This is a genomic window from Candidatus Villigracilis saccharophilus, assembly GCF_016711665.1.
Genome location: NZ_JADJSO010000002.1, coordinates 35,307 through 60,955, shown reverse-complemented (window position 1 = coordinate 60,955; position 25,649 = coordinate 35,307). Strand labels below are relative to the sequence as shown.

Sequence of the window (25,649 nt, the reverse complement as noted above, 5' to 3'; positions counted from 1 at the left end):
CAAGCCCGCCTCATACCGAGACGGGCTTCTGCTTTCTGCTACTGATAACTGCTTACTTCCGTTTCAACCACTTCTCCACCTCCATTACCACGAACACCACGATCCCGCCCGCAATTGCGATGGATAAGTCACATAAACTCAAAGCCTTCACACTGAAAAAATCGGCCAAAAACGGGACGTATAACACGGTCAACTGCAATCCCACCACCAGCGCGGACATGCCCGCCAGTAACGGGTTGCTCATGATGCGTAACTTGAAAAATGAATCTGTTGCCGAACGTGAAGCCCAGGCTTGAAATACTTGAGCAAACGCGAGGAATGTGAAGACCATCGTCTGCCATTGTTCGAGACCTCTAAAGTAATACCAGGAGCCAAGTCCCAGTGCCAGTGCGCCGATCAGTGCGCCGACCCAAATGACCTGCACGCCCGCGCCTCTGGAGAACACACCTTCCTTCGGCGAATACGGCGGACGTTTCATCGTGTCGCTTTCAGCGTTCTCCACACCCATGCCGAGTCCGAGCAGGCCATCGGTCAATAGATTCAGCCACAACAATTGCAAGGGCAAAAGCGGAATTGGTTTCCCCAGGAACGGTGCAAGCAGCATCACCAACACCTTGCCGATATTTCCCGCCACGCTGAATCTGACGAACTTGCGGATGTTATCGTAGATCGTGCGGCCTTCTTTGACAGCGCTCACGATGGTCGAAAAATTATCGTCGAGCAGCACCATGTCTGCGGCTTCCTTCGACACGTCCGTGCCCGTGATGCCCATCGCCACGCCGATGTCCGCGCGCTTCAAGGCGGGCGCATCGTTCACGCCGTCGCCTGTCATCGAGACGATATGTCCGCGCTCCTGCAAGGCCTGCACGATCTTTAATTTATGTTCGGGTGAAACACGCGCAAATACCTGTACTTCATCCACGACATTTTTTAATTCATCGAACGAAAGGTTTTCAATTTCTGCGCCAGATAAAACTTTGCTCTCAGCGGCTTGAGAAATGATGCCAAGTTGCCGCGCAATTTCACTCGCGGTCAGTGGATGGTCGCCTGTGATCATCACCGTGCGAATGCCCGCCGATTTCGTGATCGCGACCGCATCCCGCACTTCTTCACGCGGCGGGTCGATCATGCCGAACAAGCCGATAAACGTTAAATTCTGTTCCAGATCCGTTTGGATGACTTCGGGGATCTGATTCAGCATGCGGAACGCGACGCCAAGCACACGCATGCCTTTCTTCGCCAGCCGTTCATTGGCCGCTTCGATCCTGACCTTGAAATTGGCATCCATTCTTTGAAGTTGACCATTCACCCAAACCTGATTCGAGAGCCCCAAAAGCCCATCCACGCTGCCTTTGGTGAATGCGATATAACGGTGGTCGCCGATCTCAAGCCCTGCAAGAATGGTTGGATCATATTGTTCCAAATGATGAACGGTGGTCATGCGTTTGCGTTCAGAGTCGAAAGGTAATTCTGCCGCGCGCGGGAATGAGGAGTCCAAGGTTGATTTCCAAAATCCCATTTTGGCGGCGGCGGCTACCAGCGCGCCTTCAGTCGGGTCACCCAATGTGTGGAAACCTCCATCCCCTGTATTAATCAGCTGGGCATCATTACATAACGTGCCGCCAATGGCAAGCAATGACAGGCTGGCGGCGTTTTGATTCTCTTCGATGGCTACCTTGCGAACCGAACCGTGCTTATCCATTTCCTCGGTCAAGTCGAGCTCATGTCCCGCCACATCCAACACAACCACGGTCATGCGGTTCTCGGTCAACGTGCCTGTTTTATCAGAGCAGATCACAGTGACGGAACCCAGTGTTTCAACAGCGGGAAGTTTACGGATGAGCGCGTTCTGTTTCAACATGCGCTGTGCGCCGAGTGCGAGCGTGATGGTCACAACCGCGGGTAATCCTTCGGGGACAATTGCCACTGCCACACTGACAGCAGTCAGCAGCATGTGACGCAGTTCATCTCCGCGCAAAAGGCCGAGCACTGCAATAAAGACTGCGATCACCACACCCACGATGGCGAGATTCTTTCCGAGTGTGTCGAGGCGTTTTTGTAATGGTGTTTGTCCCGAATCACTTTGTTGGATGAGATCGGCGATCTTGCCGAGTTCGGTCTGCATGCCTGTTGCGATCACCAATGCCAGGCCGCGTCCCTGTGTGACGATGGTGCCCATGTAGCCCATGTTGAGACGATCTCCAAGAGGCAAACCTTCACCAGAGAGCGAAGCAGTCTGCTTCTCAACGGGTTCGGATTCACCTGTTAGCGCGGCTTCCTGAATGCGGAGATTGACCGCTTCGAGCAGGCGCACATCTGCGGGCAGGACATTCCCCGCTTCGAGTTGGATTATGTCACCGGGCACAAGTTCACGTGCAGAGATTTCCCTGAGCGCGCCATCCCGTAATACCCGCACGTTGGGAACTGATAATTTCTTCAGTGCGGAGATCGCCTGTTCTGCACGATATTCCTGAACGAACCCGAGGATGGCGTAGAGAAGTACGATGGCTGTGATCGCGATCGTGTTCTTTGTGTCTCCAAGCAAACCAGCCACAACCGCCGCAGCGATGAGGATGAGAACCATTGTTGCGGTGATCTGTTCCCAGAATATCTTGAACGGAGTCCGCCCGCTTTTTTCGATGAGTTCGTTGCGCCCGTATTTCGTTAGGCGCGACTCTGCTTCAGGTTGCGAAAGACCAGTTTTCAGTTTTGATTGAAGCGCTTCAAGAGATGAGTCAATTGATTGCAAATGCCAATTCATAATTTAGTCCAGCCTTTTATTTTGTGAACGCATCCAGCCAAGATTTTGAAGGGATGCGCGGTAATGATAGATAAGATATCCTACGATGATCAGAAATCCACTGCCAAAGATTAACGGCAGGTGGGTTTTGATGAATTCACTGATCAATTTCCATTCGTGCCCAAGGACGTACCCTGCGCCGATCAGAAGTGTACACCAAAAATACGCTCCGATAAAAGTGGCGAGGAAAAATTTAGGGAATGGGATCTTGACCAATCCCGCTGGAATGCTGACGAGGGTTCGAATACCAGGAATGATGCGTCCAAACATCACAATGCCTGCCCCCCATTTGCTGACCTGTTCTTCCACCTTGACGATATAGTTGGGGTCGATGCGGAATAATTTTATGAATTTATCGATCATGGGACGACCGCCCAGGCGGGCAACCCAATACGTGATCGATGCGCCCACCGCACTCCCCAGCCCGGCATAGATGCCTGCGATCGGAATGAAGGTCGCGGATATTCCATGCCGCTCGATCAGCATCCAGCCTGCGAAGGCGAGAATGATCTCGCTGGGCGTGATGCCCGTAGCGTTTTCAAAGACCATCAGGCCGAAAACGCCAAGCCAGCCGAATTCATCGAAGATGATCTGTAGCGCGGATAAAATTGTTTGTTCCAGTGTGTCGAACATTTTGCCTTCCTGTTTCCAATTAAAAAGACCATCGCCAATAAACTTTGGCGATGGTCTTGCCTTTTCCTGAACAGCCGGGAACGAGTTCCGTATTGACGACTGAGCATCCCAATTTTTGGGCGGCTACTCCCCATCGGAGTAAGTGTAGTATACAGAAGATGTGACTAATTGTGGTTAAGAATCTTCTAATCTATGCTTGCAAATCCACTCAGGTGGATAAGGCGGCCCTTTTCAACGCGGAGCGGATCATTAAATACTCGGTGATATTCTCGGTGGTGACAATACCCACCAACTGCCCCGCATGAGTCACTGGTAAAGCGGGCACACCTGATTCCTGAATTCGCGCCAGGGCGTTCTCCACCATTTCATACGAATCCACTTCGGGCAGATCCTTTTTCATGATGGCAGAGATGGCAATGCTTTCTCCGTGCTGGGTGAGAGCCTTGATGAAATCATCACGGGTCACGACACCGATGACACGGTCATTATCAATGACGGGGAAATCATGCTGAGAGCCTGACAAGATCAACTGTGACATGCGCGCAAGCGTGTCGCGCGGAGAAAGACTCTTGTAATCTGTCAGCATGGCGCGGCCAACCGGGATTCCGCTGATGGCATTTTTCATCTGTGTCATGCCTGCTTCCTGCGATGCGCCGATCCAGATAAAGAAGGCGATGAAGAGCAGCGAGGCGTTGCCGAACAGACCGATCAGACCGAACAACAGTGCCATGCCCTGACCGATTGTCGCGGCGATCTGGGTTGCGCGGACATAGTCCATGCGCATGGCGAGGAAGGCGCGCAGTACGCGGCCTCCATCCATGGGGAAGGCGGGGATGAGGTTGAATAACACGAGGGATATATTGACTGTCATTAATCTTTCTAGGAAAGAGCCCGAAGCTACGGTCAACTCTGAAAGCGGGACCAGGCTATTGGTCAGATAAAGAAACGTGAACAAGGCGGCGGCGATGACCACGTTGACGGCGGGTCCCATCAGCGCCACCCAAAGTTCCTCGACCGGCTTTTCAGGCATCCGCTCCAGACGAGCCACGCCGCCGATCGGGTAAAGTGTGATGTCGCGGGTTTTGATTCCGTACTTGCGGGCGGTCAGCGCGTGACCGTATTCATGCAATACGACACACGCGAACAACGCGATGATGAAGAGGATGCCGCTAAAAACCTCACTCCAAAGTTGATTCTCGAGCCAGTGACTGTAGCCCACCCAGCCGATCAGTAAAAGAAAGGTTGCGTGGACATAGACATCAATGCCTGCAAAATTTCCAAGTTTCCATTGCCATTTCATTTTTTTAACTCCGTTTAATGTTTACCTGAGATAAGTTTCATACAATGGTTGGATTGTACAGAGTGAATGTTAGAAATACATTTTAAAACCGCTCTCAAGAACTATCAGAATTTCACTACATAGGAGAATTTCATGTCTGACAAACCTGATTTTGATACGGCGGCTGTCCACAGATATTTTTCAGCGACTTGTTTCAATAAAACCTGGGAGTTTATCGATAACCCGCATCGCAGCCCTGACGAGGAGTTGGCCATGCTTCAAACGGCAATGGCCTCCCTTTGGCATTGGTCCCAGCGTGAAGATGCGACGCCGCAGAATTTATCGGTTGGGAATTGGCAGGTCTCGCGTGTGTATTGTCTTTTGGGGCAGGCTGATAATGCGCGCAGATATGCCGAAGTCTCACTAAAACTTGCGGAAGGACATGAATCTTTTTATGCTGCGTTTGCCTACGAAGCCCTTGCCCGCGCTGAAATGGTCGCAGGGAATAAAGCGAAGATGCAAGAGTATTTGGAGAAAGCATTCACGCTTGCAGAAAAGGTCGAAGACGAAGAAGATAAGCAGGTGTTGATGGGAGATTTGGGGAGTATAAAATAACCTGTTCAAGAGCATGTTTACAGTTTCTCTGGTCATATTCATTTGCGACAATCTGGGTCGTGTATAATCGTGAGGATCAAAGAGAAAATGTTGGAGCCAGTCTATATTCCGTTCTAAAATATCTGTAAAGTCAAAAATTCATAATGAACTCACATATTAACCTTTCCATCATCATCCCTGTAGTTAATGATGTCGATGATCTTTCCATATTACTTCCCCAGATTCGTTCTGTTTTGGATACCCTGGCCATAATTTATGAAATTATTATTGTGGATAAGCTGGGGGGTGAAAGTTTACTTCGGGTGATACAACAAAACGAATCTCAATTACTCCGGCAATCCGCGAATGGATATGGAACTGCTCTCATTGCAGGCATCCAGCAGTCGTCTGGCGACTATATTGTTGTCATGAACGCGGATCATGCACACCCTGCTGCTTTTCTGCGCGATTTATGGGCTGTCCGTGAATCTGCTGAAGTTGTCATCGCTTCGCGGTATATCTCAAATGGTCAGGCAAACATGTCGTCCGCCAGAAAAATACTCAGTAAAGTGTTGAATGTATTATTCAGCAGGGGATTGGATCTAAAAATCCATGATATTTCCAGCGGATTTCGTTTATATAAAAGCCGCGTCATAAAAAACATAGCAACTGAATGCACGGATTACGATATCCTGCAGGAAATTCTTGTTAAGCTGTTGATGGACGGCCGCCAAATCCGTGAGATCCCATTCTCTTATCAATCACCGGCGCATGATAATTATTTTGGTCGCCTCATGAATTTCGGCTGGGCATATCTGAAAACATTTGCCCGAATGTGGAAGCTGCGAAACTCCATAGCCAGCGCGGATTATGATGCGCGCGCATATGATGCTCTCATGCCTCCCCAACGATACTGGCAAAGAATGAGGTATAAGCATATTACACAACTGTTGGCTGGGCAGGGACAGTGCCTGGACGTCGGCTGCGGATCAAGTCGAATTGTAGGCGCTTTACCGACGGGCAGCATTGCCTTGGATATTTTGATGCGAAAGCTTCGCTATACGCGTCGTTTCAAACGGGCTGCGGTGCAGGGCTCAATATTCAGTCTGCCTGTTCCGAATGAATCTTTTCCCTGTGTACTTTGCTCTCAGGTGATTGAGCATGTACCGAGAGCGAATGTTCTAGATGAACTGGACCGCGTTTTACAGCCAGGTGGATTCTTAATCCTTGGCACGCCCGATTACGCAAACTGGCAATGGGTGCTTATTGAATGGCTGTATAAAATCCTGTTGCCGCAAGCCTACGCGGATGAACATATCACCCACTATACCTACCGTGAATTGGTTGATGAGTTCGTGACCAGGCGAAGTTATCAACTTGAGGCGGTGCGCTATATCCTGCGGGGTGAATTGATTTTGGGATTAAGAAAACCGCCCCGATAAGCAAGAAGGACTCGAGGAATTATTTCCCCATAAAATCTTCGAAACTAAGCATACAGCCCGTCAATTCGACGGGCTGTATGCTTCTTACTTCTACTTACTTTATTAATCCCAACTTTTTGCCTGCCTCGCCGATCACATTCATTGCGCGATCGATCTCACTCGTTTCATGCGCGGCGGTGACGGTGGCACGCAGGCGGGCAAGTCCTTCCGGGACAGCGGGTGAAACGACGGGCAGAACGAACACGTCATTTTGCTGCGCTTCACGGGTCATGGCAAAGGCCATATCATCCTGTCCGCACAGAACAGGGACGATGGCGGTTTCGGTCAGCATGGTATCGAAGCCCATCCCTTTCAGCCCGCCAATGAATTGCTTGGTATTTTCATTTAGCTTTTCAATGCGCCATGGTTCGTCCAGGATCACTTTGAAGGCTTCATTCGCGGCGGCAGCCTGGGCGGGCGGTAATGCGGCAGAGAAAATATAGGCGCGGCTGGCATGGCTCAAATAAGTGATGATCTCTTTCTTTGCGGCCACGTATCCGCCCACGGAGGGAATGGTCTTGCTGAGTGTGCCCATCTTAATATCGATCACATCACCGAGACCAAAATGTTCTTCGATGCCTGTGCCGGTCTTGCCGAGCACGCCCACGGAGTGAGCTTCATCGATCATCAGCCAAGCATTGTATTTCTTTGTCAATTCAAGCACTTTCGGCAGATCAATGATATCGCCGTCCATGCTGAACACTGAATCTGCGATCACCATCTTGGTCACATCGGCAGGAGCGTTCTTGAGCAGGCCTTCGAGGTGTTCCATGTCATTGTGCCGGAAGCGGCGAAATTCCGCACCGGACATCAAACAACCATCCACGATCGAGGCGTGGTTCAACTTGTCTGAGAAGACGTAATCACCGCGTCCCATCAACCCTGAGATGACGGTCAGGTTGGTGGCGTATCCCGAAGAATAGGTGACCGCGGCTTCGGCATGTTTAAAATTCGCGATCGTCTCTTCCAATTCCTTGTGGAGCGTCAATGTGCCGGCCAGCATACGCACACCATTGGTGCCTGTGCCAAATTTGTCCACGGCTTTCTTGGCGGCTTCATTGATGCGCGGGTGGCCGACCAGGCCAAGGTAGCTGTAGGAGGCGTACATGCCCATTTCACGTCCACGCACACGGACCTTATTCCCGGGCAAGATTTCTTCCACCGGCGTGTTGAAATAATACAGGTCATTCGATTTGAGATAGTTCACGCGCTCTGTAAATGCCCGAACGCGGCGTGTTACAGAATCGTTTGTGTTGTTGAAATCCATTTGAATCCTCCGAACCAGAATATTGTAAGTTTAGTCGAGGGGAAAGGTTCTGTCTACTGCTAAATGCAGTACCATGCAGCCGATTAAAAATTACACACCGGCCAGTTCTCTCAATTCCGCTTCGTTTATGATCTTTACACCCAATGTTTGCGCTTTTTCAGCTTTAGAACCCGGGTTTTCTCCAAGTACCAGGTAACTTGTTTTTTTGCTGACACTGTCAGTTACTTTTCCACCGTTCTGTTCGATAAATTCCTTGACGCCGTCGCGGGATAAAGTTGGCAGTGTACCTGTTACCACAAAGGTCAATCCAGTGAATGAGCCTTCTTTTTTCTTTTCATCTTTCTTTGCAACAGGCCAAACGCCTGCGGTATTAAGTTTCTTCAATAGATTTTGATTTGCAGGTTGAGAGAACCAATCCACAATTGACTCTGCAATATTGGGACCCACGCCCTCGATCTGCTGAAGTTTCTCCGCGCTGGCTTTTGATAATTCGGACAGATCTCCAAACGCGCGGGACAGGTCTCCAGACATGACTTCACCCACCCCATGAATTCCCAGCGCCGCGATCAGGCGGTTCAAACTCTGCGCCTTGGCTTGTTCCAGCGACTTGAGCAGATTCTCCGCCTTTTTTTCTGCGAAGCCTTCCAGTTCAAGTAACTGCTCTTTATTCAATGTGAACAAGTCCGCCACATCCTTGACCAGTTTCGATTCAATCAACTGTTCAACGATCTTGATTCCCAGCCCGGTAATATCCATCGCGCCGCGTGAAACGAAGTGTTCGATATTCCGCACTAATTGCGCAGGGCAGGCCGCGTTGACGCAGTACCAGGCCACTTCACCTTCGAAATGCTCCACTGCCTGTCGGCACGCGGGGCAGGTTGTGGGCGGCTTGTAGGTCTTCTCTTTTCCAGTACGCGCATCCAAAACGGGACCAATAACATAGGGAATCACTTCTCCGGCCCGTTTGATCAGCACCCGGTCGCCAATACGAATGTCTTTCTCCGCGATGAAATCAAAATTATGCAGGGTGGCGCGTTCAACCACGACCCCGCCGATTTCAACCGCCTCGAGGACTGCGTAGGGAGTCAATACACCGGTGCGTCCAACTGCCACGCCAATATCATTTAAAGTTGTTGTCACTTCACGGGCGGGGAATTTGAACGCGATCGCGCCGCGCGGGTCCTTGCCTGTGAATCCCAGATCAGCAGCGAGAGTTAGGTCATCGATCTTGATAACCATGCCATCCGCTTCATATGATAATTTGTCACGGCCTTCATTCCATGTTTCGGTATAAGCGATCGCGGATTCAAGGTCGTTAAATCTTTTCGCAACATCCGTGACAGGGAATCCCAAGGCTTTCAGGTACTCTAGAATTTCCCACTGGGACGTTGGGACTTTTCCGCCTTCGGAATAAATGATCTGATAAACAAGCAATGTCAATGGGCGTGATGCGGTTAGCTGAGGATCAAGCTGGCGCAGTGACCCGGCCGCCGTGTTGCGTGGATTCAAATAAGTCTTCTCGCCCGCTTCCTCCAGCTTGCGATTGAGTTCTTCAAAATCCTTGTTTGGAATAAATGCTTCACCGCGCACGACCAAATATTTGGGAACACTGAGCTTGGATGACTGGTCGCCGTCCACTGGTATCTTCAACGGGATGGCCCGGATGGTACGCAGATTGGATGTGATGTCTTCGCCCACTTCGCCATCGCCGCGGGTTGCGCCCTGGGCGAACATGCCGTCGCGATAATGCAATACAACTGATAATCCGTCTATTTTTGGCTCAACGACAAATTTTGCTTTTTCCACTCGGTCGTCAATTTTTTTTATGCGTTCAAGCCAGGCGCGCGCGTCATCTCCGCCAAAAGCGTTGGCGAGCGAGAGAATGGCCGCAGGGTGGCGAATTTTCTCGAAGCGGTCAGCAGGCCGGGCACCGGCGCGCTGCGTAGGGCTGTCGGGTGTGATCCACTCTGGGTGGGCTGATTCGATCCCCTTAAGTTCATTCAACAGGCGGTCATATTCCAGATCGCTGATGATGGGCGCATCCAACACATGATAGCGGTAATTATGAAGGTTGACCTGCGCTTTTATTTCTTCGTAATGGGATTTGGCATTCATATGTCAATTATAGCTTGGAAGGGAAAATACGCCATTTGTTCCTTGCAGATATCCATGTTGCAGGACAATAATGACCCAAAATGTCTTGTAACTATTCTGTTATAAAAATAACTTGTAAATCCACCTTAAATCCTGTACACTGTTTGAGTAGTATTCATGTGGGAACTTTAGAAATTAATACCCATACAAGAATTTAATCGTCTTTCCAATCATTCCATCATCTGTAGTTTTTAATATCCTATTTGATGGTTAGCTCATAAAGATAGAGACTGGGGTTTGCATGATCACGGATAAAAAAATTCTCTTTATTGACGATGATGTTGAGTTCCTTGCGCTGGTGGAAGCGCTATTGAAACGTGATGGGTTTAAGGTATTCCCGGCTTCAAATGGATCAGATGGGTTGCGTGCCGCCTATGAGCAACATCCCGATCTAATTATTTTGGACGTGTCCATGCCTGGGCAGGACGGTTTTGAAGTTTGCAAAAGCCTGCGTGAAATAACCAGCGTGCCAATCATCATGCTTACGGCCAGAACCGCTGCATCTGACATAAAACGGGGATTTGCGGCCGGTGCGGATGATTACATCAAGAAACCTTTTTCAAATGATGAATTATTGTTGAGAGTAAAGGCCTTGTTGCGGCGCGGAAATAACGATAACATAAATAGTAATCATGTTCCCATTAATAATTACTCGGATGGTGTGCTCAATCTGGATTTAATCGAACGTAGTTGTGCCGTCAAAGGCACTCCGGTGTCCCTGACAGCCACTGAATTCAACCTGCTTTCCATTTTGGTTCAACATCCAAACCATACACTCTCGATCCGCACCTTGTTGACAGAAGTTTGGGGGGATGGATACAGCCACGACAAGGGAGTGCTCTCACTATACATCCATCAGTTAAGACAAAAACTGCAGGATGACAAGGAAGAACATAAGTATATCCAAACACAATGGGGGAGAGGCTATTCTTTCAATCCCCTGCCTAAACCTGTGGAGCCGGTTGTTGATCATAAATTTGGCAGGCGTAGTACAGATACGCATAAATTTGACAGGCGCAGCACAGATGCTCACAATTTTGACAGGCGCGATACTGATAGAGTGAAACCTGCCAGATACAAAATTATTAAGTGGTTTTGGGTAACTCTGATAGTGCTAATGCTAATTTTTATATTACAACCCCAAGGTATTTTTGGAATTTTTGCCCGCCCTGTGAAAGTGGGAACGTCTCTTGAAACATTGATAACGGCTGAGGGTTTTTTTGAGAATGACCTTGCCGGTGTGCGGGGGCAAATTTGTGTTACAAATTCCGGCCAATATCCCACCGAGAACTTATCCATTGTAAATAGCGTTCAGATACCTGGTCAAAAACAAAATATTAATTTTTCAACGACTTCAGATGTCAGCCAAAAAGCAGTTCTTGATCCAAATGATTCATATTGTTATCCTTATGTAGTTACCTTTGAGGCAAGCCTTGAAAAGGATGAGGAATATATGAGTTTGGCCAGCATTACGATCACAAATTATTTGGGTATGCTGCCAGGCACGGATCATTGCCCGGGAACCGAACTTTGTTCTTTTGGACCCAATGTAATGGCTGATTTTACGATACCACAACCATAGAATAAAGGCACGGGAACGTCCGGGGGACATCCTAAGAATTTCTAAGAATTTCCAAACGTACATAAATCTCTTCTTTAGTAAAGTAGGCATAAATTTGTCGGGTAAGTACCCGTATATTATTTGTGCAATATAGTTATTCTGTTCATAAATAGTGGAGGTGGCTATTGAGGGTTTATTAGATTAAAGAATAATCACGGGCAGGGAATATTTGAAGATGACTCAATCCAGGCTGATTTTCATATTTGTTAAATTTATTTTTGTTTTTTTTTGAAAGCTTGGGCAGTGGGATACCCCTTGAACTGACTATGGGATGTTCCTCAAAGGAGGCAAGTGGCACATCACAAAGTTGACCAAATATTTTTTATTCAATTCATTTACAAACCAGATCGTTTCCAAGGAGAAAAATGTAATGAAGACTAAATCAAGTTTTTATATCAGTGCGTTTCTGTTTCTGGCCTTGATCGCGGGGCTGGCAATGCCTATGCAGGCGGCTCGGGCGGATACAGTGATTGTTTATGATGCAACATCGATTCCGTTACCGCCGAACCTGCCGAGCCTGGGCTTTCAGGCAACCCAGACTTCCGAGTTTGGTGACTATGTCCATCTGGCGGGGACCAACCGTGCCTTGAGGACTGTCACCGTTACGATGAGCGATTGGGCGTTAAACTCAGATTACCCGTCGATGTCAAGTGATGGTTGGTCTCATCCGATCACACTCAACATCTACAGCGCTGTTACTGGTACAACAAACACGGTGGGGTCGTTGCTTGCTACAGTAACACAAACTTTTACAATTCCGTGGCGACCGGTTGCGGACCCCACATGCTTAACTCCAACTGCATGGAGGGCTGGGGATGGCATTTGCTACAGCGGTTTTGCCTTCAACATTACATTCGATATGAGCAGCCTGAATGTTACTCTCCCAGACGATATCATCGTGGGCGTTGCCTATAACACGCAAAGCTACGGTGCAGCTCCAATTGGAGTTGCGGGACCGTACAATTCTCTTAACGTTGGTGTGCTGGGATCAGCAACTACCGGTCTGGATGACAATGTAGACCGTGTCTTCTGGAACACGTTAACTGCCGGTAATTACACGGATGGAGGCGCGGGAGGAGTAGGAACTTTCCGGGAGGATACACATTGGGGGCCGGGCTATGGCGACAATGGTACCGTAAATATCCAGATTACTGCCGCGTCTACTCCCAGTGATGTCTATGTTAATATGGCGTGGGGAGCGGTACCCACAGGTCAGGATCCGGATGGTTCAGGTCCGGCTATCCAGATAGGTTACGATGCATTCACAACCATTCAGGGTGGTATCGATGCAGTGGCTTCAAATGGCACGGTCAATGTTTCGGCAGGGACTTATGTTGAAGATTTAACTATTAACAAGCCTCTCACGTTGCTTGGACCAAACAGCACAGTCAATCCCAATACCGGCTCGCGTGTTGCAGAAGCGGTGATTCTTCCTGCTCTATCTGCCCCGAACCCTGCTGTCTGTGAAGTAATGGCTTATCTGAGTGTCAGCAATGTAACGATCAAAGGCTTTACGTTTAATGGTGATAATCCCTCCCTTACGAGTGGGATCATGATCGGCGCAGCCGATGTGGATGCCTGTGAAATAATTGCTGGGTCTGAGGGAATGGGGAATATTAAAGTAGAGAACAATATTCTTAAGAATAGTACGTATAGCGGTATCGACTTCTATAACTACATCAATCCTGCCGCCACCTCGGGCAACTATATTCGCTATAACCTTTTCAAGGATATTGGGGAGACTACCTACAATTGGGGATTAGGGGTCCTGGTCTATAACAACTTTTACGCGGATATTACCGACAATGTATTTACAGGTGTGCGCACGGGTATTCAAACTGGCAACTACTATTTAGCTAACCCTGGAACCACAGGTAGTATCAGCAATAATCAGATTGGTGTTTGGCGATTAGGCCTCTTTTATAACCTTGCGTATGGTAGTGCCAGTCCTTTCACCATTACAAATAACACCTTCACTGCTGAGACGTATCCCGGTGCAAACAAGTGGAATGGTATCCTGCTTAGTTCAATTGGCAGCGCTGTAAATGCCACTGTCACTGGTAATAATATCGTTATTCCCGGTTCCGTTTCTTATCCAGCTCCGGGTTATACCGCAGGCTACAATGTCTGGAACGATACCACCACTGCCCCGCTGACCATTAGTGGCGGCACCGTGACCGGTGGTGACTATGGTGTCTTTGTTAACAATTTTGAAGGCTACAGTAGTAATGCCAATAACACTGCGATTAAGATTGATGGTGTTACCATTCTCAACTCGGGTATTGCGGGCGTCTATGTAAAGGACAGCCCCAGCAATACAAATGCCGCGACCGTTTATGCCAATATCCAAAATAGCACCATTGATACGAATGCCACAGGTATCCTCGTGGAAGGTGCGGACGCCACTGCCTTAGCCAATTTCAACAAGATCAGTGGGAATACCACTGCCGGTATAACTAATACCTCCGGTGTTCTGATGGATGCCACCTCCAATTGGTGGGGCGCTGCTAGCGGGCCGGGTGTTGTAGGCATAGGCACAGGTGATAAGGTCAGTACCAATGTGAACTATTCTCCATGGTGCGGAAACCTGGCCTGTACTACCTTCTTAACCAACACTCCTCCTTCATTGCCTTCCAATTTCTACGGTAATATCTTTGACGCTACAGTAGTGTCCGGAACCACCGTCGTAGAGGCATTTTTGCCAGGTGGAATTACACCGATCACCTCCGCGACCATCCGCACTGAGGGTTTGAATTTTGCATATAACATAGATATACCCAGTGATGCGACAGGTACACTTGTAAAAGATGGCGGTCTGGAAGGCGATGTTGTCACCTTTAAGATCAATGGAGTCGTTGTCGGCACTGGTATATGGCATAGCGGTACGAATGTCGAACTGAATTTCGCAACCGTCTCCTTAAGCGATCTGAGTCAGGTATACGATGGCTTGCCCAAGTCAGCAGCCTTTACAACCAATCCAACGGGATTGATGGTGAACCTCACCTACAATGGTTCGTCGGTTGTGCCGACTAATGCCGGCAGCTATGCAGTTGTTGCCAACATAACTACTCCTAAGTATGCTGGGATGGCTAGTGGAACTTTGGTTATCGCCAAAGCCAGCTCGACAACCACATTATCCGGTGGCGGCACATTTGTCTATAATGGTTTGTCCCGCCCGGCGACAGTCTCTGTTACAGGTGCTGGCGGTTTGAATCAAACCCCTTCGCCTGTTTATTCAGGAAGCTGTATTGCAGCGCCTGTGAATGTGCTTGATACGCCCTGCACGGCCGGTTATTCATTTGCCGGCGATGCAAATCATGAAGCCAGCACAGGATCGGCTACTATCGTCATCACTCCTGCAACCGGCACGGTCACCTTAGGCAGCTTGAGCCAGACTTACAACGGCTCGCCCAAACCAGTGACTGCTACCACTACACCTGCAGGCCTCCACGTGGATATCACCTATGGTGGTTCTGCCACCGCCCCAACCAATGCGGGCAGCTATGCAGTCGTCGCGACGATCAATGATCCGAACTCAGCCGCCGGGACAGCCAGCGGCACGCTGGTGATTGGCAAGGCAACAGCCACGCTCACTTTGAGCAATCTGACCCAGGCCAATACTGGCACACCAAGATCAGCCATGATTACAACCGTTCCTGCAGGGCTGAATGTTGACATTACCTATAATGGTTCCGCAACCGCCCCGACCAATGCGGGCAGCTACGCGGTCATAGCCACAGTTAATGATCTGAATTACGCGGGTACCGCCAGCGGCACGTTGCTCATCACCCCCGCAACACATAGTATCGCTCTGGTACCGGGCTGGAACCTGGTCTCGTTCAATCTGCAGCCAACAAATACGGCTGTGACAAATGTCCTATCCAGTGTTGCCGGTAAATACAACCTGGTCTATGCCTGGGATGCATCTGTTGCCAGCAGCAACTGGAAGAAGTACGATCCGACCGCTCCATTCGGAAATACCTTGGTAGGTCTGGATGAGAAGATGGGATTCTGGATCCATATGACAACCGCGGGTACTTTGGATGTGGTTGGCAATGTTCCCGCAGCAACCACTATTAATTTATCAACAACTGCTGGTGGCTGGAACCTGGTGGCCTATCCCTCAGCCAACGGCTCACTTTCACCCGCTTCGATCGGGGGGGGCAATGTCGCCTTGGTGTATGCCTACCATGCAAATGATGTATCAGACCCGTGGAAACTGTATGACCAGTCTGCCCCATCTTGGTCTAATGATTTGACCGTCCTGGCTCCTGGTTGGGGTTACTGGGTCAAGGTCATCGCGCCCCAAACTTGGAACGTACCGTACTAAGCGCGACAAACAATCAATAAGTTCAGATTATCGCAATGTAGTATTGGGGAGGGCCTCTCGGTCCCCCCAATACTACCCAGCGAATGCAGCGACAGTCTAAACGCACTGGAGAAATAAATGACACGATCGATAAAAATCTTGCGCTTGTCCCTTTTGATCTGCCTGATCAGCCTCTTCATCACCATCCCCGTATTGGCCATGCCGGCACTGCCTTCGAGCTTCTATGGTGTGGTCAAAATGAACGGCAACAGGGTTCCTGATGACACACTGGTTGAAGCCCTGATCAATTCTAAAGTATATGCCAAAGGCTACATCCAAACCTATCAGGGCAGCTCGATCTACACTTTGGATATCCCCGGCGATGATACAGATACGGTCGTGCAAGATGGAGGTCGTGATGGCGAAACGATTCAATTCATGGTCGGAGGAGTATTGGCGGGCGAAACAGGTATATGGAAAAGCGCTACGAACGTTAATCTCGATTTGAATCTGGCCGGTGTTGTTGGGGGAATTGCTGAACCCCAGGTTTCCCGCCCACAAATAATACCCACCCAGACAGCGATAATGATCATTCAATCTTCGCCGGCACCTGAGCAAACATCCGCAGCGGACCCACTACCCACACAAACAATTGCTGCGGTAATACAGGCGTCACCCGTTCCAACACAAACACAAGTTGTGCAGATCCAGCCCTCGTCAATTTCCACTTCAGCTATCCAATCCACTCAAATGGCAGTCCTGCCAAATGAGTCTTCATTGATACCCGCCACAATTAATTCTTCATCGACTTTGCCTGCGGATTCAGAGAACGACTCCAGCAATGGCAATAAGGTAACGGCAGTAGCGGCAGTGGCCTTTATTTCTGCTGGAAGTATATTCTTCGCCATGAGACGTAGGATTAATATTGTTGGCAAATCAGATTCTTCGAAATAAAAACAAGACCGGAAGGAGTTCCCCAAATGAAAAGATTACGCATATTGAACGCCCTTATCATAACTTTTAGTATGCTGCTCACCAGCGTATCAACGGTAATGGCATTTCCTCCCCTGCCTTCTGGTTTTTACGGTACTGTAAAGATTAATGGCGCCAATATACCCATAGGTACGATCGTCTCGGCCAGGATCAATGGTGTTGAATACGCTTCAAGGGCTGCCTTTGTGAATGGAGCAGACACTGTTTATTTTTTTGATGTGCCTGGTGATGACTCTTCGACACCCGCTGTGAAAGAGGGCGGTGTTCAAGGGGAAGTTGTGGCCTTTCATATAGGCGGTGCACTGGCCGGCCAGACGGCCACATGGATCAGTGGTACCAATGTCAATTTGAATTTATCTGTGATCACACCCATCTGTTATGCATTGACTCTCAGCCATACCGGTCAGGGCAGCGATCCTGTCGCGGCTCCTGTTAACTCGAGCGGCTGTGCTGCCGGTCAATACATTGCAGGCGCCTCCATCAGTTTGAGCGGGGCAATCCCAACTTCCGGCTGGCAGATCGGCAGCTGGGTTGGTACCAATAATAATGCCAGCACTGCCGGCAGTAACATGGTCACCATGCCGGCGAGTGCCAGTATGGTCAGTGTCAACTATGTGGTCAGCCCAAAACTCACACCCACAGTCATGGCGAGCGGTGGCCCATTTACTTATGATGGCGTCCCACATGCGGCAACTGTAACCGGCTCGGTGGCTGGTACGGTTAGCAATATCAAATATAACGGCTCAGCAACTGTGCCGGCCGATGCCGGTACTTATGCTGTAACAGCCAACTTCGTGCCGGTTGACGCGGTATCTTATAACAGCCTGACCGATGCCGTCGCCGGCTCAATCATAATCAATAAGGCCACACCGACCTTGTCGGTGACGAACTCTCCTGTCACGTTTAATGCCTCTCCACAGGCGGCTGCTGTAATTGGGTCAGTGGCAGGCACTGTCAGCAATATTCTAACTGGCGGTTTGGCAGCGCAAACCGGTGTCGGTACGTATGCGGTCACGGCAGACTTTGTGCCGAACGATGCGGTCAATTACAAAAGTCTGACCGGCGCACCGGCCGGTAACTTTGTTATCAATTCCGGTTCCGGCGGTTTTGGACTTGGTGGCGATACAACGGGTGTCTTCAGACCGAGCAACGGAGTGATATTTCTCAAGAACGCGAATACCAGCGGATTTGCAGACATTGCGCTCAATTATGGCCTGGGCGGAGACTATCCAGTCACAGGCGATTGGAATGGTGACGGAACAGATACGATCGGCATTTATCGAAACGGTGTCTTCTACCTGCGCAATTCCAATACGATCGGCTTCGCGGATATAGTGTTTGCTTTCGGCCAGCCAGGTGATCAGCCAATTGCAGGGGACTGGGATGGAGATGGTACTGACACGATCGGTATTTACCGTAGTTCGGCGATCACCTTTATGTTGCGCAATAGCAACTCTGCGGGCGCATTTGACACCAGCTTTTTGCTGGGATTACCAGGGGATGTTGGAATTGCCGGCGATTGGGATGGCGATGGCCTGGACACGACCGGGGTCTTCAGACCGAGCAACGGAGTGATATTCCTCAAGAACGCAAATACAAGCGGATTTGCAGATATTGCGCTCAATTATGGGCTGGCAGGCGATCAGCCGGTGACTGGTGATTGGGATAATGACGGGATAGATACGATCGGGGTCTATCGAAATGGTCAATTTTATCTGCGAAACAGCAACACGATCGGGTTTGCCAATTTAGTATTTGCATTGGGAATTCCAGGTGATATGCCGATTATAGGGAATTGGGATGGAGCCCCGTAATACGAAGGTTGCCCATACCTGATTTGTATTACAGTTCAATGGGAAAATAAAATATTAGGTTGTTAGCATACCCAAAGTGGTTTGGATATGCTAACAACCTCTGATTATTTAAATATATCCCAAACCTTATTTCCAAATACTGCCGTACTCGTTTTCACCTTTGAGGTATTGGCCGCGTTCAAAGCGCATGGGGTCGAACCCGCTGATGTCAACGGTCTTCGATCTTCCATCCAGGATCAATTCGCTCATGCACAGGCCGACAGCGGGGGAGAGTTTGAAGCCTGTGCCGCTGAAGCCTGTCGCGAGGAAATATCCCTGCGGACCTGCCGCGCCGATAATGGCGCGCTGATCGGGAGTCAGGCCATCACGCCCGACATGCGAGGAATGCAGTGAGCCTTGTTCCATCTCAGGGACGCGTTTGCAAATGCGGTCGATCGCGCGCTCGACAAAATCTTTGGCGACATAGCCCAGATCTTCTTCCGCGGGTTCATCGAGGCGGCTGTCATCTTCAAGCGCGACCAATGTCAGGTTGCCAGAATCAGGCCGAAAGTACATGTTGAGCGAATTATCAATGACGGTGAGATGATCTGCGATCTGTGCAGGACGGCGGATGTGGACCACATCATGTGTCCATGTTCCAAGCGGAATGGTGACCCCGAATAGTTCGCTCACTTTACCGGCCCACGCGCCTGCCGCATTGATAATGATCGGCGCGGAAAAATTTCCGCGAGATGTTTGCAAGCCAGTTACTTTTCCGCCCGCAGTTTGTGTGCCGCTAACTTCGCAATCCTGTACATAAATCGCGCCATGATCCTTTGCCGCTGTTAATAATGAATTGGCGGTCAGCATCGGGTCGGCGTACCCTGATTCAGGTTCGTAGGCCGCGAACGCAATATCGTCTGTTTTGAAATGGGGAGCGAGTTTTTTTACATCCCCGCCGCTGATAACATTGGCAGGGATGCCGATCTTCTGATGCATTTCAACATTTTTGCGCAACTGAACTTCATGATCGGCTGTCTCAATATGCAAGAATCCCGTTCGGCAGAATCCGCACTCGCCGCCCACACGCTCGCTCCAATTCCGAAAGTATTGAAAACTTTCCCACGCCAGCCGCGATTCCACTTCGAGATCGTAGTGCATCCGCACAAGTCCGCTGGATTTGCCTGTGGCTCCATAGCCGATCTCCTTGCGTTCCAGAATGACGGGCTTTAAGCCGCGTTGCGCCAGATGGAATGCAGTGCTAATGCCGATCACGCCCGCGCCGATCACGATCGCATCAAAATTTTTTGTCATGGTTGTTCCTTCGATTTTGTGAAATTCGCTCATTCGCAAAATTCGCGTTAAAGATTTTGGGCAGTATACCATTGGGAATGTTTACATAAAAATCATTATGTTTTTCTGATTACACTTGCGCTGGCGCTCGGTGCAAGTGCGCGATCCGTTTGTCGTGAAGACGCTGCTTTGGCCAGGAACAAGAGCGCCTCGCAGCGACATGGTTATATTGCGATATACTACCTCAATGCCAAAATCAAAAATCGGATTCTTCGGCGGTACTTTCGACCCGCCCCACATTGGGCATCTCATTCTTGCAAGTGAAGCCGCTCACCAATTTGGATTAACGCGCCTGCTTTGGGTGCTTAATCCTGATCCACCGCATAAACAGGAAATGGAGATTACTCCACTTGAACATCGCCTTCAGATGTTAAAGCGTGCGATTTCTGATAACCCCACTTTTGAGCTTTCAAGACTTGAGATAGACCGCCCCGGCCCGCACTTCACCATTAATACAATTCGATATCTGGTTCAACACGAACCAGATGCCGAGCTATTTCTTTTAATTGGCGGAGACTCTCTTCGCGATCTGCCAACCTGGCGGTTCCCCGCTGAAATTGTAGCGGCTGTTTCCAAAATTAGCGTGATGCGCCGCCCCGGTGACTCCTTCGACATGGCTGCGCTCGAATCCCAGATCCCCGGGATAACGGATAAGGTCAGTTTTATCGATGCGCTCTTGTTGAATCTGTCTTCGCGTGAAATTCGACGCCGTGTCGCCGCAGGGGATGAGTATCGTTATTATGTCCATCCATTGGTGTATGAATACATCCTGGCAAATCGTCTGTATCGTGAAAAATAATGTCATTAATTCTTGATTCTCTTTTTTCATCGGTGGCCCTCAGCCATTTTATCGTGGATACATTTAATGCCAGCCGCCCGGTCCTGTTGACCTATCTTGGACTGAGTGAATCGCAGATCGCTTTGTTCTCCACGATCTATATCTGGACCTCTGCGCTGACCCAGCCATTCTTCGGCTGGATCTCTGACCGTACCGGTCCGCGCTGGCTTGCCGCTGGCGGTGTGCTGTGGATGGCAGTTTTCTACACTGCGGCTTTGCTCATTCCAGGGGATGCCGGGCTTGCGTGCCTGATCATCGCGGCATTGGGTTCCTCGGCATTTCACCCCGTTGGTGCGGTGCAAGCCACCTTGCGCGGACGTGACCTGCTAAAGGGACGCGAGACAACCTCCACATCGATCTTTTTTACTGCGGGCCAGCTCGGTCATTTTATCGGGCCGATCATTACCGGGCTTCTTCTTACCAGATACAAATTACCGGGTCTATTCATTATCCCGGTTGTTTCCATACCGATCGCTTTTTCAGTAATGTATCAATTACGGGCCAATCATCCTCACCCCAAATCACTGCAAGGAAATAGATCCAACCGCCTGCAGGCCGGGATCCTGTTCATTGTTGTGCTGGCATTGGTGGCAACTTTACAATCCTGGGCACAGGCCAATATGGTGAACCTCATCCCCAAGTACATCAAAGACCTTGGGCAGGGTGCAACGATCTATGGAAGTATGGCGGGTTTGTTCATGGGTGGTTCCGCGCTGGGAAATATCCTCGGCGGATATTTTGGAGACCGATATCCAAAGCGTTATGTTGCCTCGGCAGTATTATTCCTGGCTGCCATCCCGATCTATATTGCCAGTTTGATCGGATGGTCGTGGTGGTTATTTGTCCTTATTCCCATGGCTGGAGCCTTTACCGGCGCGGTGCACAGCATTATGGTGGTTCTTTCCCAGCGTATCATTCCCGGCGGGATGGCGCTCGCCTCCGGACTTGCGCTTGGCTTCATCTTTTCATCAGGCGCGCTGGGATTGTTGTTCAGCGGTCATCTGGCTGAAGTATACGGTTTCCCCTTCGTGTTAACCATGACGACGGGCATGGTGTTGCTTGCGTCACCGCTGGCTTTGTTATTGAAAGAGCCCGCCAAATGAGAATGGACTACTTGATCATATTCTTTAATTCATCTGATAGTAATTGAGTAAATACCGCCTGCCCCTGTTCGTTCAAGTGGATCGAATCCCTGAATAGATCGTGAGTCAGGCGCGGATCTGAACCATGGTCGAGGTATTGCACTTTTTTATTCGCCAGATAATCGCCAAGGGAATTAATATAACCTTTAAACTTGGGGGAGTTTGTGATTCTTGAGTCAGCCGATTCTACTTTGATGCGTACAAAGATCATTTGGATGTTGTTTTCTGCCGCGATCTCGATCATCATTGGAAGATAAGACCGCGCCAGCTGGGAGTCGAAGTCCAGTTGATCGGGTGTGTATAGATAGGATTCAGCCGCTGCAACCGCGTCCACCAGCGCGTTGGGTTCAAGATCTGCCCCGCTGAAGATATCCCCCATGGCGTAGTCTGTGCAATTGCGGTCACAGCCGGCGAGTTGGGGCGCAAAATAACGGATGCTTGAATCGATACTGCCGCGGATACTTGCGCGTGCAATATACAGGGGGAAATAACGCTCGGCCACGAGTTCAAGCGGATTCATCAAATTGACAAAAGAATATTGAATGAGTTCAGGTTCGCGGCGCGCGGCGTATTCATCCACCAGGTCAAAATAACTGCCATGGACACGGTAGCCGGGCGCGGTCAACATGGTGTCTCGAAAGAGGATCAATAAGTATTTTGGCTTATACGGCGATTCAGCGATATTATTTTTTAGGATCAGATACCACAATGCCGAGGCAGAGCCGGGAATGCCAATGCTGTATACAGATTTATCTGTTAGCTGAGCCAGCAGATCCGCATCCACGCCGTTGACCAGGGTGGAATCTCCCATCAGGACGATCTCCGGTTCCTGCTCCACCAGAATGTCAATGTAATTCTGGCGCATTTGTTTATCCAATGATGGCCCCGCTTCGCGCGGGAATTCCATGCCGCTGCTGCGTGGGATCATGATCGAGCTGGCGGCCAGAATGATGGATAGGATCAGGCTGAATTTAAGGAAGAAGCGCATATTGATCCTAGAATTGAACGTAAATAAAATCTGACGAGGCGGAATTGATGTAGATCATGATCAAGGCGGCGGCAATGGCGTAATAAGCGGCCTGCCCCCAGCTGTCTTTTGAGTACTGATCCAGCAGGCTCTTGATGATCAAGGGCAGCGAATAAGCCAGGGTCATGGTCAGCGCGATCAAACCCAATACCAGATCGTTTTGTGAATTGATGAATGGAGTATTGAACAAAGCATTACCCAGCCAATGGATGTTGGGCGCGCGGAACATTGCCCACCCAAAAACAATGAAAGCAAACATGACCAGCCACGCAAGAGCGGTTTTGATCTTCGAGGTTGGTTTCCAATCACCGCGGATGCCGATCCACTGATACGCTGCGATCAGCACACCGTAATACACGCCCCACAATATGTAGGTCCAGCCAGCGCCATGCCACAGACCGCTGATGAACATAGTTGCCAGCGGCGGGATGGATATGCTCAGGCTTTCGTTAAGTTTGATGCGGCTTTGCATGAGCGCGCGGCGGGTGGGGAAGAAGATGTAATCCCGAAGCCAGTTGGACAGGCTGATGTGCCAGCGGTTCCAGAAATCGGTCGGGGTCAGCGAGGTATAGGGCAAATTGAAATTCTCGGAAGTCTTAAATCCCAGTAATAGGGCGATCCCACGCGACAGATCGGTGTATGCCGAAAAATCCGCCAGGATCTGCAGGCTAAAGCCAAGCGCGCCGCACATGAGCAAAAAACCCGTTGGTTCGCTAAACCCGAAGATGCGATCCACGATCACTTTGATGCTGTTCGCGATCACGAGTTTTTTGAAAAATCCCATCACCAGCAAAGGCCATGCTTCATAAAGATAATCCGCCGTCCAAATGCGCGCTGATTCGATCTGGGGTAATAATTTTTGCGGTCTTTCGATGGGACCCGCGACGATCTGCGGGAAGAAGGCAACATACAGCGCGAAATCAACCAGGGAGTGCGTGGGTTGCAGCGTGCCGCGCGAAACATCGATCATATACCCCAGTTTCTTCAGGGTGAAAAATGAAAGCCCGACCGGCAGCACGATCGCCAGTAGAAAAGCGTCTGCATGAATCCCGATGTCTTCCAGGGCGTTATTCACACTGCCGCTGAAAAAAGAAAAATATTTAAAAAAAGCGAGCACCCCTATATTTACGATCAGGCTCATCCCCATAAATTGTTTTTTGCGCATGGGGTTTGATCTCATCCCGCGCGCAAGCAAAAAATCCGCGAGGATGGAAGCGCCGAGCAGAAGCGCATACCAGGTCTGCATCCAGGCATAAAAAACAAAACTTGCCGCCAGCAGAATCAAATTCTGCCAGCGGCGCTCACGGATCACCCAATACAGAATAAAAAGGATCAGGTAGAAAAGCAGAAAGTCATAACTCGTGAAGGACATCCTACTTATCTTCCTCCTCGTTTTTCAGGATCATGACCCGGTAGGCTTCGGCATACTCGAGTTCTTTTTCCTTGCCTTCTTCCATTGCCCATTCGCGCATCCATTTATCCACATCATGCGTGTCGGATTGGCTGATATGTTTTTTTAGCGCCTCAATTTTTATATCGAGCGTATCTTTAATGTCCACCCACGTATCGGATTTTTCGCTGCCGTGAATATATAAGCGTTTGACATCATGCGGTTCATGCCCCGCTTCAAGCAGGTCGGTGAAGATCAGCCTTGTCCCGGCGGAGGGGAAGACCGCGTACACGGCGGCTTCTGCGGCGGCGCGATGATCGGGGTGATTGATGTATCCGTTCCCATAGAACCAGCCTGAAGGGTCGCCTGTGACGACTACGTCCGGTTTGTGAATGCGGATCAGGCGGGTCAGATCCTTGCGCAGTGCCAGACTCGCGACGAGTTCCCCGTCTGGATAATGCAGAAAGACGGTCTCGCTGATGCCAAGCACGGCGTTCGCGGCGAGTTGTTCCGCTTCGCGCAGTTTCGCCAGCACGGGTTTATATTCTGCGCCCTTGGTCACATCATTCGAACCAGAGTCGCCACTGGTGATCAGCACCGAGATGACCTTGCATCCCGCCCTGGCCCATTTCGCTAACGTGCCCGCAACAGTAAAATCCTGGTCGTCAGGGTGGGCTTGAATGGACATTGCGATTTTTGGGAGGTATTCTTTTTCATTGGACATGGCCGTGATTTTACACCAGAGCGTAGAATCGAGAGAGCCGGGCTCGCCTGGCCCGGCTCTCTTTCACAAAGGAGGAGAAGACCCCCCCCCCCTTAACATAAACACACAGAACCATGTTGTAGCAAGCCCCCGTGAACTCCCCAACGCATCAGCCTGGTTTTGGGTTGAGCCCGCCGCTTCCCACAAACGGTCCGGGATCCCCGCCGCCAGAGGGGAAAAAAAAAAACCCACCGGTACACCAAAAACACACC

The 25,649-nt window shown here is 49.9% G+C and carries 17 protein-coding genes; 8 read left to right on the top strand and 9 right to left on the bottom strand.

Annotated features, from left to right (window positions below; all coding sequences use genetic code 11):
- Nucleotides 1–52: 52 nt before the first annotated feature.
- The 3 genes from IPL17_RS00550 to IPL17_RS00540 form a co-directional block, all read right to left on the bottom strand.
- On the bottom strand, nt 53–2,761 hold the full coding sequence (locus IPL17_RS00550; protein WP_345305119.1) for a cation-translocating P-type ATPase: 2,709 nt from the start codon (nt 2,759–2,761) through the stop codon (nt 53–55).
- Between the two features lie 3 nt (nt 2,762–2,764).
- Nucleotides 2,765–3,433 (bottom strand): DedA family protein, encoded by a 669-nt coding sequence (locus tag IPL17_RS00545; RefSeq protein ID WP_345305118.1) that lies wholly within the window; start codon nt 3,431–3,433, stop codon nt 2,765–2,767.
- A gap of 208 nt (nt 3,434–3,641) precedes the next feature.
- Nucleotides 3,642–4,733: a site-2 protease family protein gene (locus IPL17_RS00540; RefSeq protein ID WP_345305117.1), complete on the bottom strand. Its 1,092-nt coding sequence runs from the start codon at nt 4,731–4,733 to the stop codon at nt 3,642–3,644.
- 132 nt (nt 4,734–4,865) lie between these two features.
- On the opposite strand from IPL17_RS00540, the gene IPL17_RS00535 reads away from it, so the two are divergent.
- The gene (locus IPL17_RS00535) at nt 4,866–5,327 is read left to right on the top strand and encodes a hypothetical protein (protein ID WP_345305116.1); all 462 of its coding nucleotides are present in this window, start codon (nt 4,866–4,868) and stop codon (nt 5,325–5,327) included.
- Nucleotides 5,328–5,470: 143 nt separating this feature from the next.
- Nucleotides 5,471–6,748, top strand: coding sequence for a glycosyltransferase (locus IPL17_RS00530; RefSeq protein ID WP_345305115.1), 1,278 nt, complete (start codon nt 5,471–5,473; stop codon nt 6,746–6,748).
- A gap of 94 nt (nt 6,749–6,842) precedes the next feature.
- Here the strand turns inward: IPL17_RS00530 and IPL17_RS00525 are convergent, their stop codons facing one another.
- Together IPL17_RS00525 and ligA are read right to left on the bottom strand one after the other, a co-directional pair.
- Nucleotides 6,843–8,054 (bottom strand): aminotransferase class I/II-fold pyridoxal phosphate-dependent enzyme, encoded by a 1,212-nt coding sequence (locus IPL17_RS00525; RefSeq protein WP_345305114.1) that lies wholly within the window; start codon nt 8,052–8,054, stop codon nt 6,843–6,845.
- A 90-nt stretch (nt 8,055–8,144) separates the two neighbouring features.
- Nucleotides 8,145–10,169, bottom strand: a complete 2,025-nt coding sequence (ligA, locus tag IPL17_RS00520; protein ID WP_345305113.1) for an NAD-dependent DNA ligase LigA — start codon at nt 10,167–10,169, stop codon at nt 8,145–8,147.
- Nucleotides 10,170–10,449: 280 nt separating this feature from the next.
- Between ligA and IPL17_RS00515 the strand changes: the two genes are divergently transcribed.
- The 4 genes from IPL17_RS00515 (at nt 10,450) to IPL17_RS00500 (ending at nt 18,945) form a co-directional block, all read left to right on the top strand.
- On the top strand, nt 10,450–11,790 hold the full coding sequence (locus tag IPL17_RS00515) for a response regulator transcription factor (RefSeq protein WP_345305112.1): 1,341 nt from the start codon (nt 10,450–10,452) through the stop codon (nt 11,788–11,790).
- A gap of 409 nt (nt 11,791–12,199) precedes the next feature.
- Nucleotides 12,200–16,159 (top strand): MBG domain-containing protein, encoded by a 3,960-nt coding sequence (locus IPL17_RS00510; protein WP_345305111.1) that lies wholly within the window; start codon nt 12,200–12,202, stop codon nt 16,157–16,159.
- Nucleotides 16,160–16,276: 117 nt separating this feature from the next.
- Nucleotides 16,277–17,092, top strand: coding sequence for a hypothetical protein (locus IPL17_RS00505; protein WP_345305110.1), 816 nt, complete (start codon nt 16,277–16,279; stop codon nt 17,090–17,092).
- A 26-nt stretch (nt 17,093–17,118) separates the two neighbouring features.
- Nucleotides 17,119–18,945, top strand: a complete 1,827-nt coding sequence (locus IPL17_RS00500; RefSeq protein ID WP_345305109.1) for an MBG domain-containing protein — start codon at nt 17,119–17,121, stop codon at nt 18,943–18,945.
- Between the two features lie 126 nt (nt 18,946–19,071).
- Here the strand turns inward: IPL17_RS00500 and IPL17_RS00495 are convergent, their stop codons facing one another.
- The gene (locus IPL17_RS00495) at nt 19,072–20,238 is read right to left on the bottom strand and encodes an FAD-binding oxidoreductase (RefSeq protein WP_345305108.1); all 1,167 of its coding nucleotides are present in this window, start codon (nt 20,236–20,238) and stop codon (nt 19,072–19,074) included.
- 226 nt (nt 20,239–20,464) lie between these two features.
- On the opposite strand from IPL17_RS00495, the gene nadD reads away from it, so the two are divergent.
- Together nadD and IPL17_RS00485 are read left to right on the top strand one after the other, a co-directional pair.
- Nucleotides 20,465–21,076 (top strand): nicotinate-nucleotide adenylyltransferase, encoded by a 612-nt coding sequence (gene nadD, locus IPL17_RS00490; protein ID WP_345305107.1) that lies wholly within the window; start codon nt 20,465–20,467, stop codon nt 21,074–21,076.
- The gene (locus tag IPL17_RS00485) at nt 21,076–22,218 is read left to right on the top strand and encodes an MFS transporter (protein ID WP_345305106.1); all 1,143 of its coding nucleotides are present in this window, start codon (nt 21,076–21,078) and stop codon (nt 22,216–22,218) included. The genes nadD and IPL17_RS00485 overlap by 1 nt, the downstream gene beginning before the upstream one ends.
- Before the next feature lie 7 nt (nt 22,219–22,225).
- On the opposite strand, the gene IPL17_RS00480 is transcribed toward IPL17_RS00485, so the two are convergent.
- The 3 genes from IPL17_RS00480 to IPL17_RS00470 are packed head-to-tail and all read right to left on the bottom strand — an operon-like array spanning nt 22,226 to nt 25,398.
- Nucleotides 22,226–23,245 carry a hypothetical protein gene (locus IPL17_RS00480; protein ID WP_345305105.1) on the bottom strand — a complete coding sequence of 340 codons (1,020 nt, stop codon included), beginning with the start codon at nt 23,243–23,245 and terminating at the stop codon, nt 22,226–22,228.
- 7 nt (nt 23,246–23,252) lie between these two features.
- Nucleotides 23,253–24,656, bottom strand: a complete 1,404-nt coding sequence (locus IPL17_RS00475; RefSeq protein ID WP_345305104.1) for an MBOAT family O-acyltransferase — start codon at nt 24,654–24,656, stop codon at nt 23,253–23,255.
- A 1-nt stretch (nt 24,657) separates the two neighbouring features.
- A complete protein-coding gene (locus IPL17_RS00470; protein ID WP_345305103.1) occupies nt 24,658–25,398 on the bottom strand; it encodes a PIG-L deacetylase family protein in 741 nt (246 codons plus the stop codon).
- Nucleotides 25,399–25,649: the final 251 nt, after the last annotated feature.

Bases quoted from the DNA above. Each gene is read 5' to 3' on its own strand.
- IPL17_RS00550 (WP_345305119.1), bottom strand. From the start codon at position 2,761: ATGAATTGGCATTTGCAATCAATTGACTCATCTCTTGAAGCGCTTCAA.
- IPL17_RS00545 (WP_345305118.1), bottom strand. From the start codon at position 3,433: ATGTTCGACACACTGGAACAAACAATTTTATCCGCGCTACAGATCATC.
- IPL17_RS00540 (WP_345305117.1), bottom strand. From the start codon at position 4,733: ATGAAATGGCAATGGAAACTTGGAAATTTTGCAGGCATTGATGTCTAT.
- IPL17_RS00535 (WP_345305116.1), top strand. From the start codon at position 4,866: ATGTCTGACAAACCTGATTTTGATACGGCGGCTGTCCACAGATATTTT.
- IPL17_RS00530 (WP_345305115.1), top strand. From the start codon at position 5,471: ATGAACTCACATATTAACCTTTCCATCATCATCCCTGTAGTTAATGAT.
- IPL17_RS00525 (WP_345305114.1), bottom strand. From the start codon at position 8,054: ATGGATTTCAACAACACAAACGATTCTGTAACACGCCGCGTTCGGGCA.
- ligA (WP_345305113.1), bottom strand. From the start codon at position 10,169: ATGAATGCCAAATCCCATTACGAAGAAATAAAAGCGCAGGTCAACCTT.
- IPL17_RS00515 (WP_345305112.1), top strand. From the start codon at position 10,450: ATGATCACGGATAAAAAAATTCTCTTTATTGACGATGATGTTGAGTTC.
- IPL17_RS00510 (WP_345305111.1), top strand. From the start codon at position 12,200: ATGAAGACTAAATCAAGTTTTTATATCAGTGCGTTTCTGTTTCTGGCC.
- IPL17_RS00505 (WP_345305110.1), top strand. From the start codon at position 16,277: ATGACACGATCGATAAAAATCTTGCGCTTGTCCCTTTTGATCTGCCTG.
- IPL17_RS00500 (WP_345305109.1), top strand. From the start codon at position 17,119: ATGAAAAGATTACGCATATTGAACGCCCTTATCATAACTTTTAGTATG.
- IPL17_RS00495 (WP_345305108.1), bottom strand. From the start codon at position 20,238: ATGACAAAAAATTTTGATGCGATCGTGATCGGCGCGGGCGTGATCGGC.
- nadD (WP_345305107.1), top strand. From the start codon at position 20,465: ATGCCAAAATCAAAAATCGGATTCTTCGGCGGTACTTTCGACCCGCCC.
- IPL17_RS00485 (WP_345305106.1), top strand. From the start codon at position 21,076: ATGTCATTAATTCTTGATTCTCTTTTTTCATCGGTGGCCCTCAGCCAT.
- IPL17_RS00480 (WP_345305105.1), bottom strand. From the start codon at position 23,245: ATGCGCTTCTTCCTTAAATTCAGCCTGATCCTATCCATCATTCTGGCC.
- IPL17_RS00475 (WP_345305104.1), bottom strand. From the start codon at position 24,656: ATGTCCTTCACGAGTTATGACTTTCTGCTTTTCTACCTGATCCTTTTT.
- IPL17_RS00470 (WP_345305103.1), bottom strand. From the start codon at position 25,398: ATGTCCAATGAAAAAGAATACCTCCCAAAAATCGCAATGTCCATTCAA.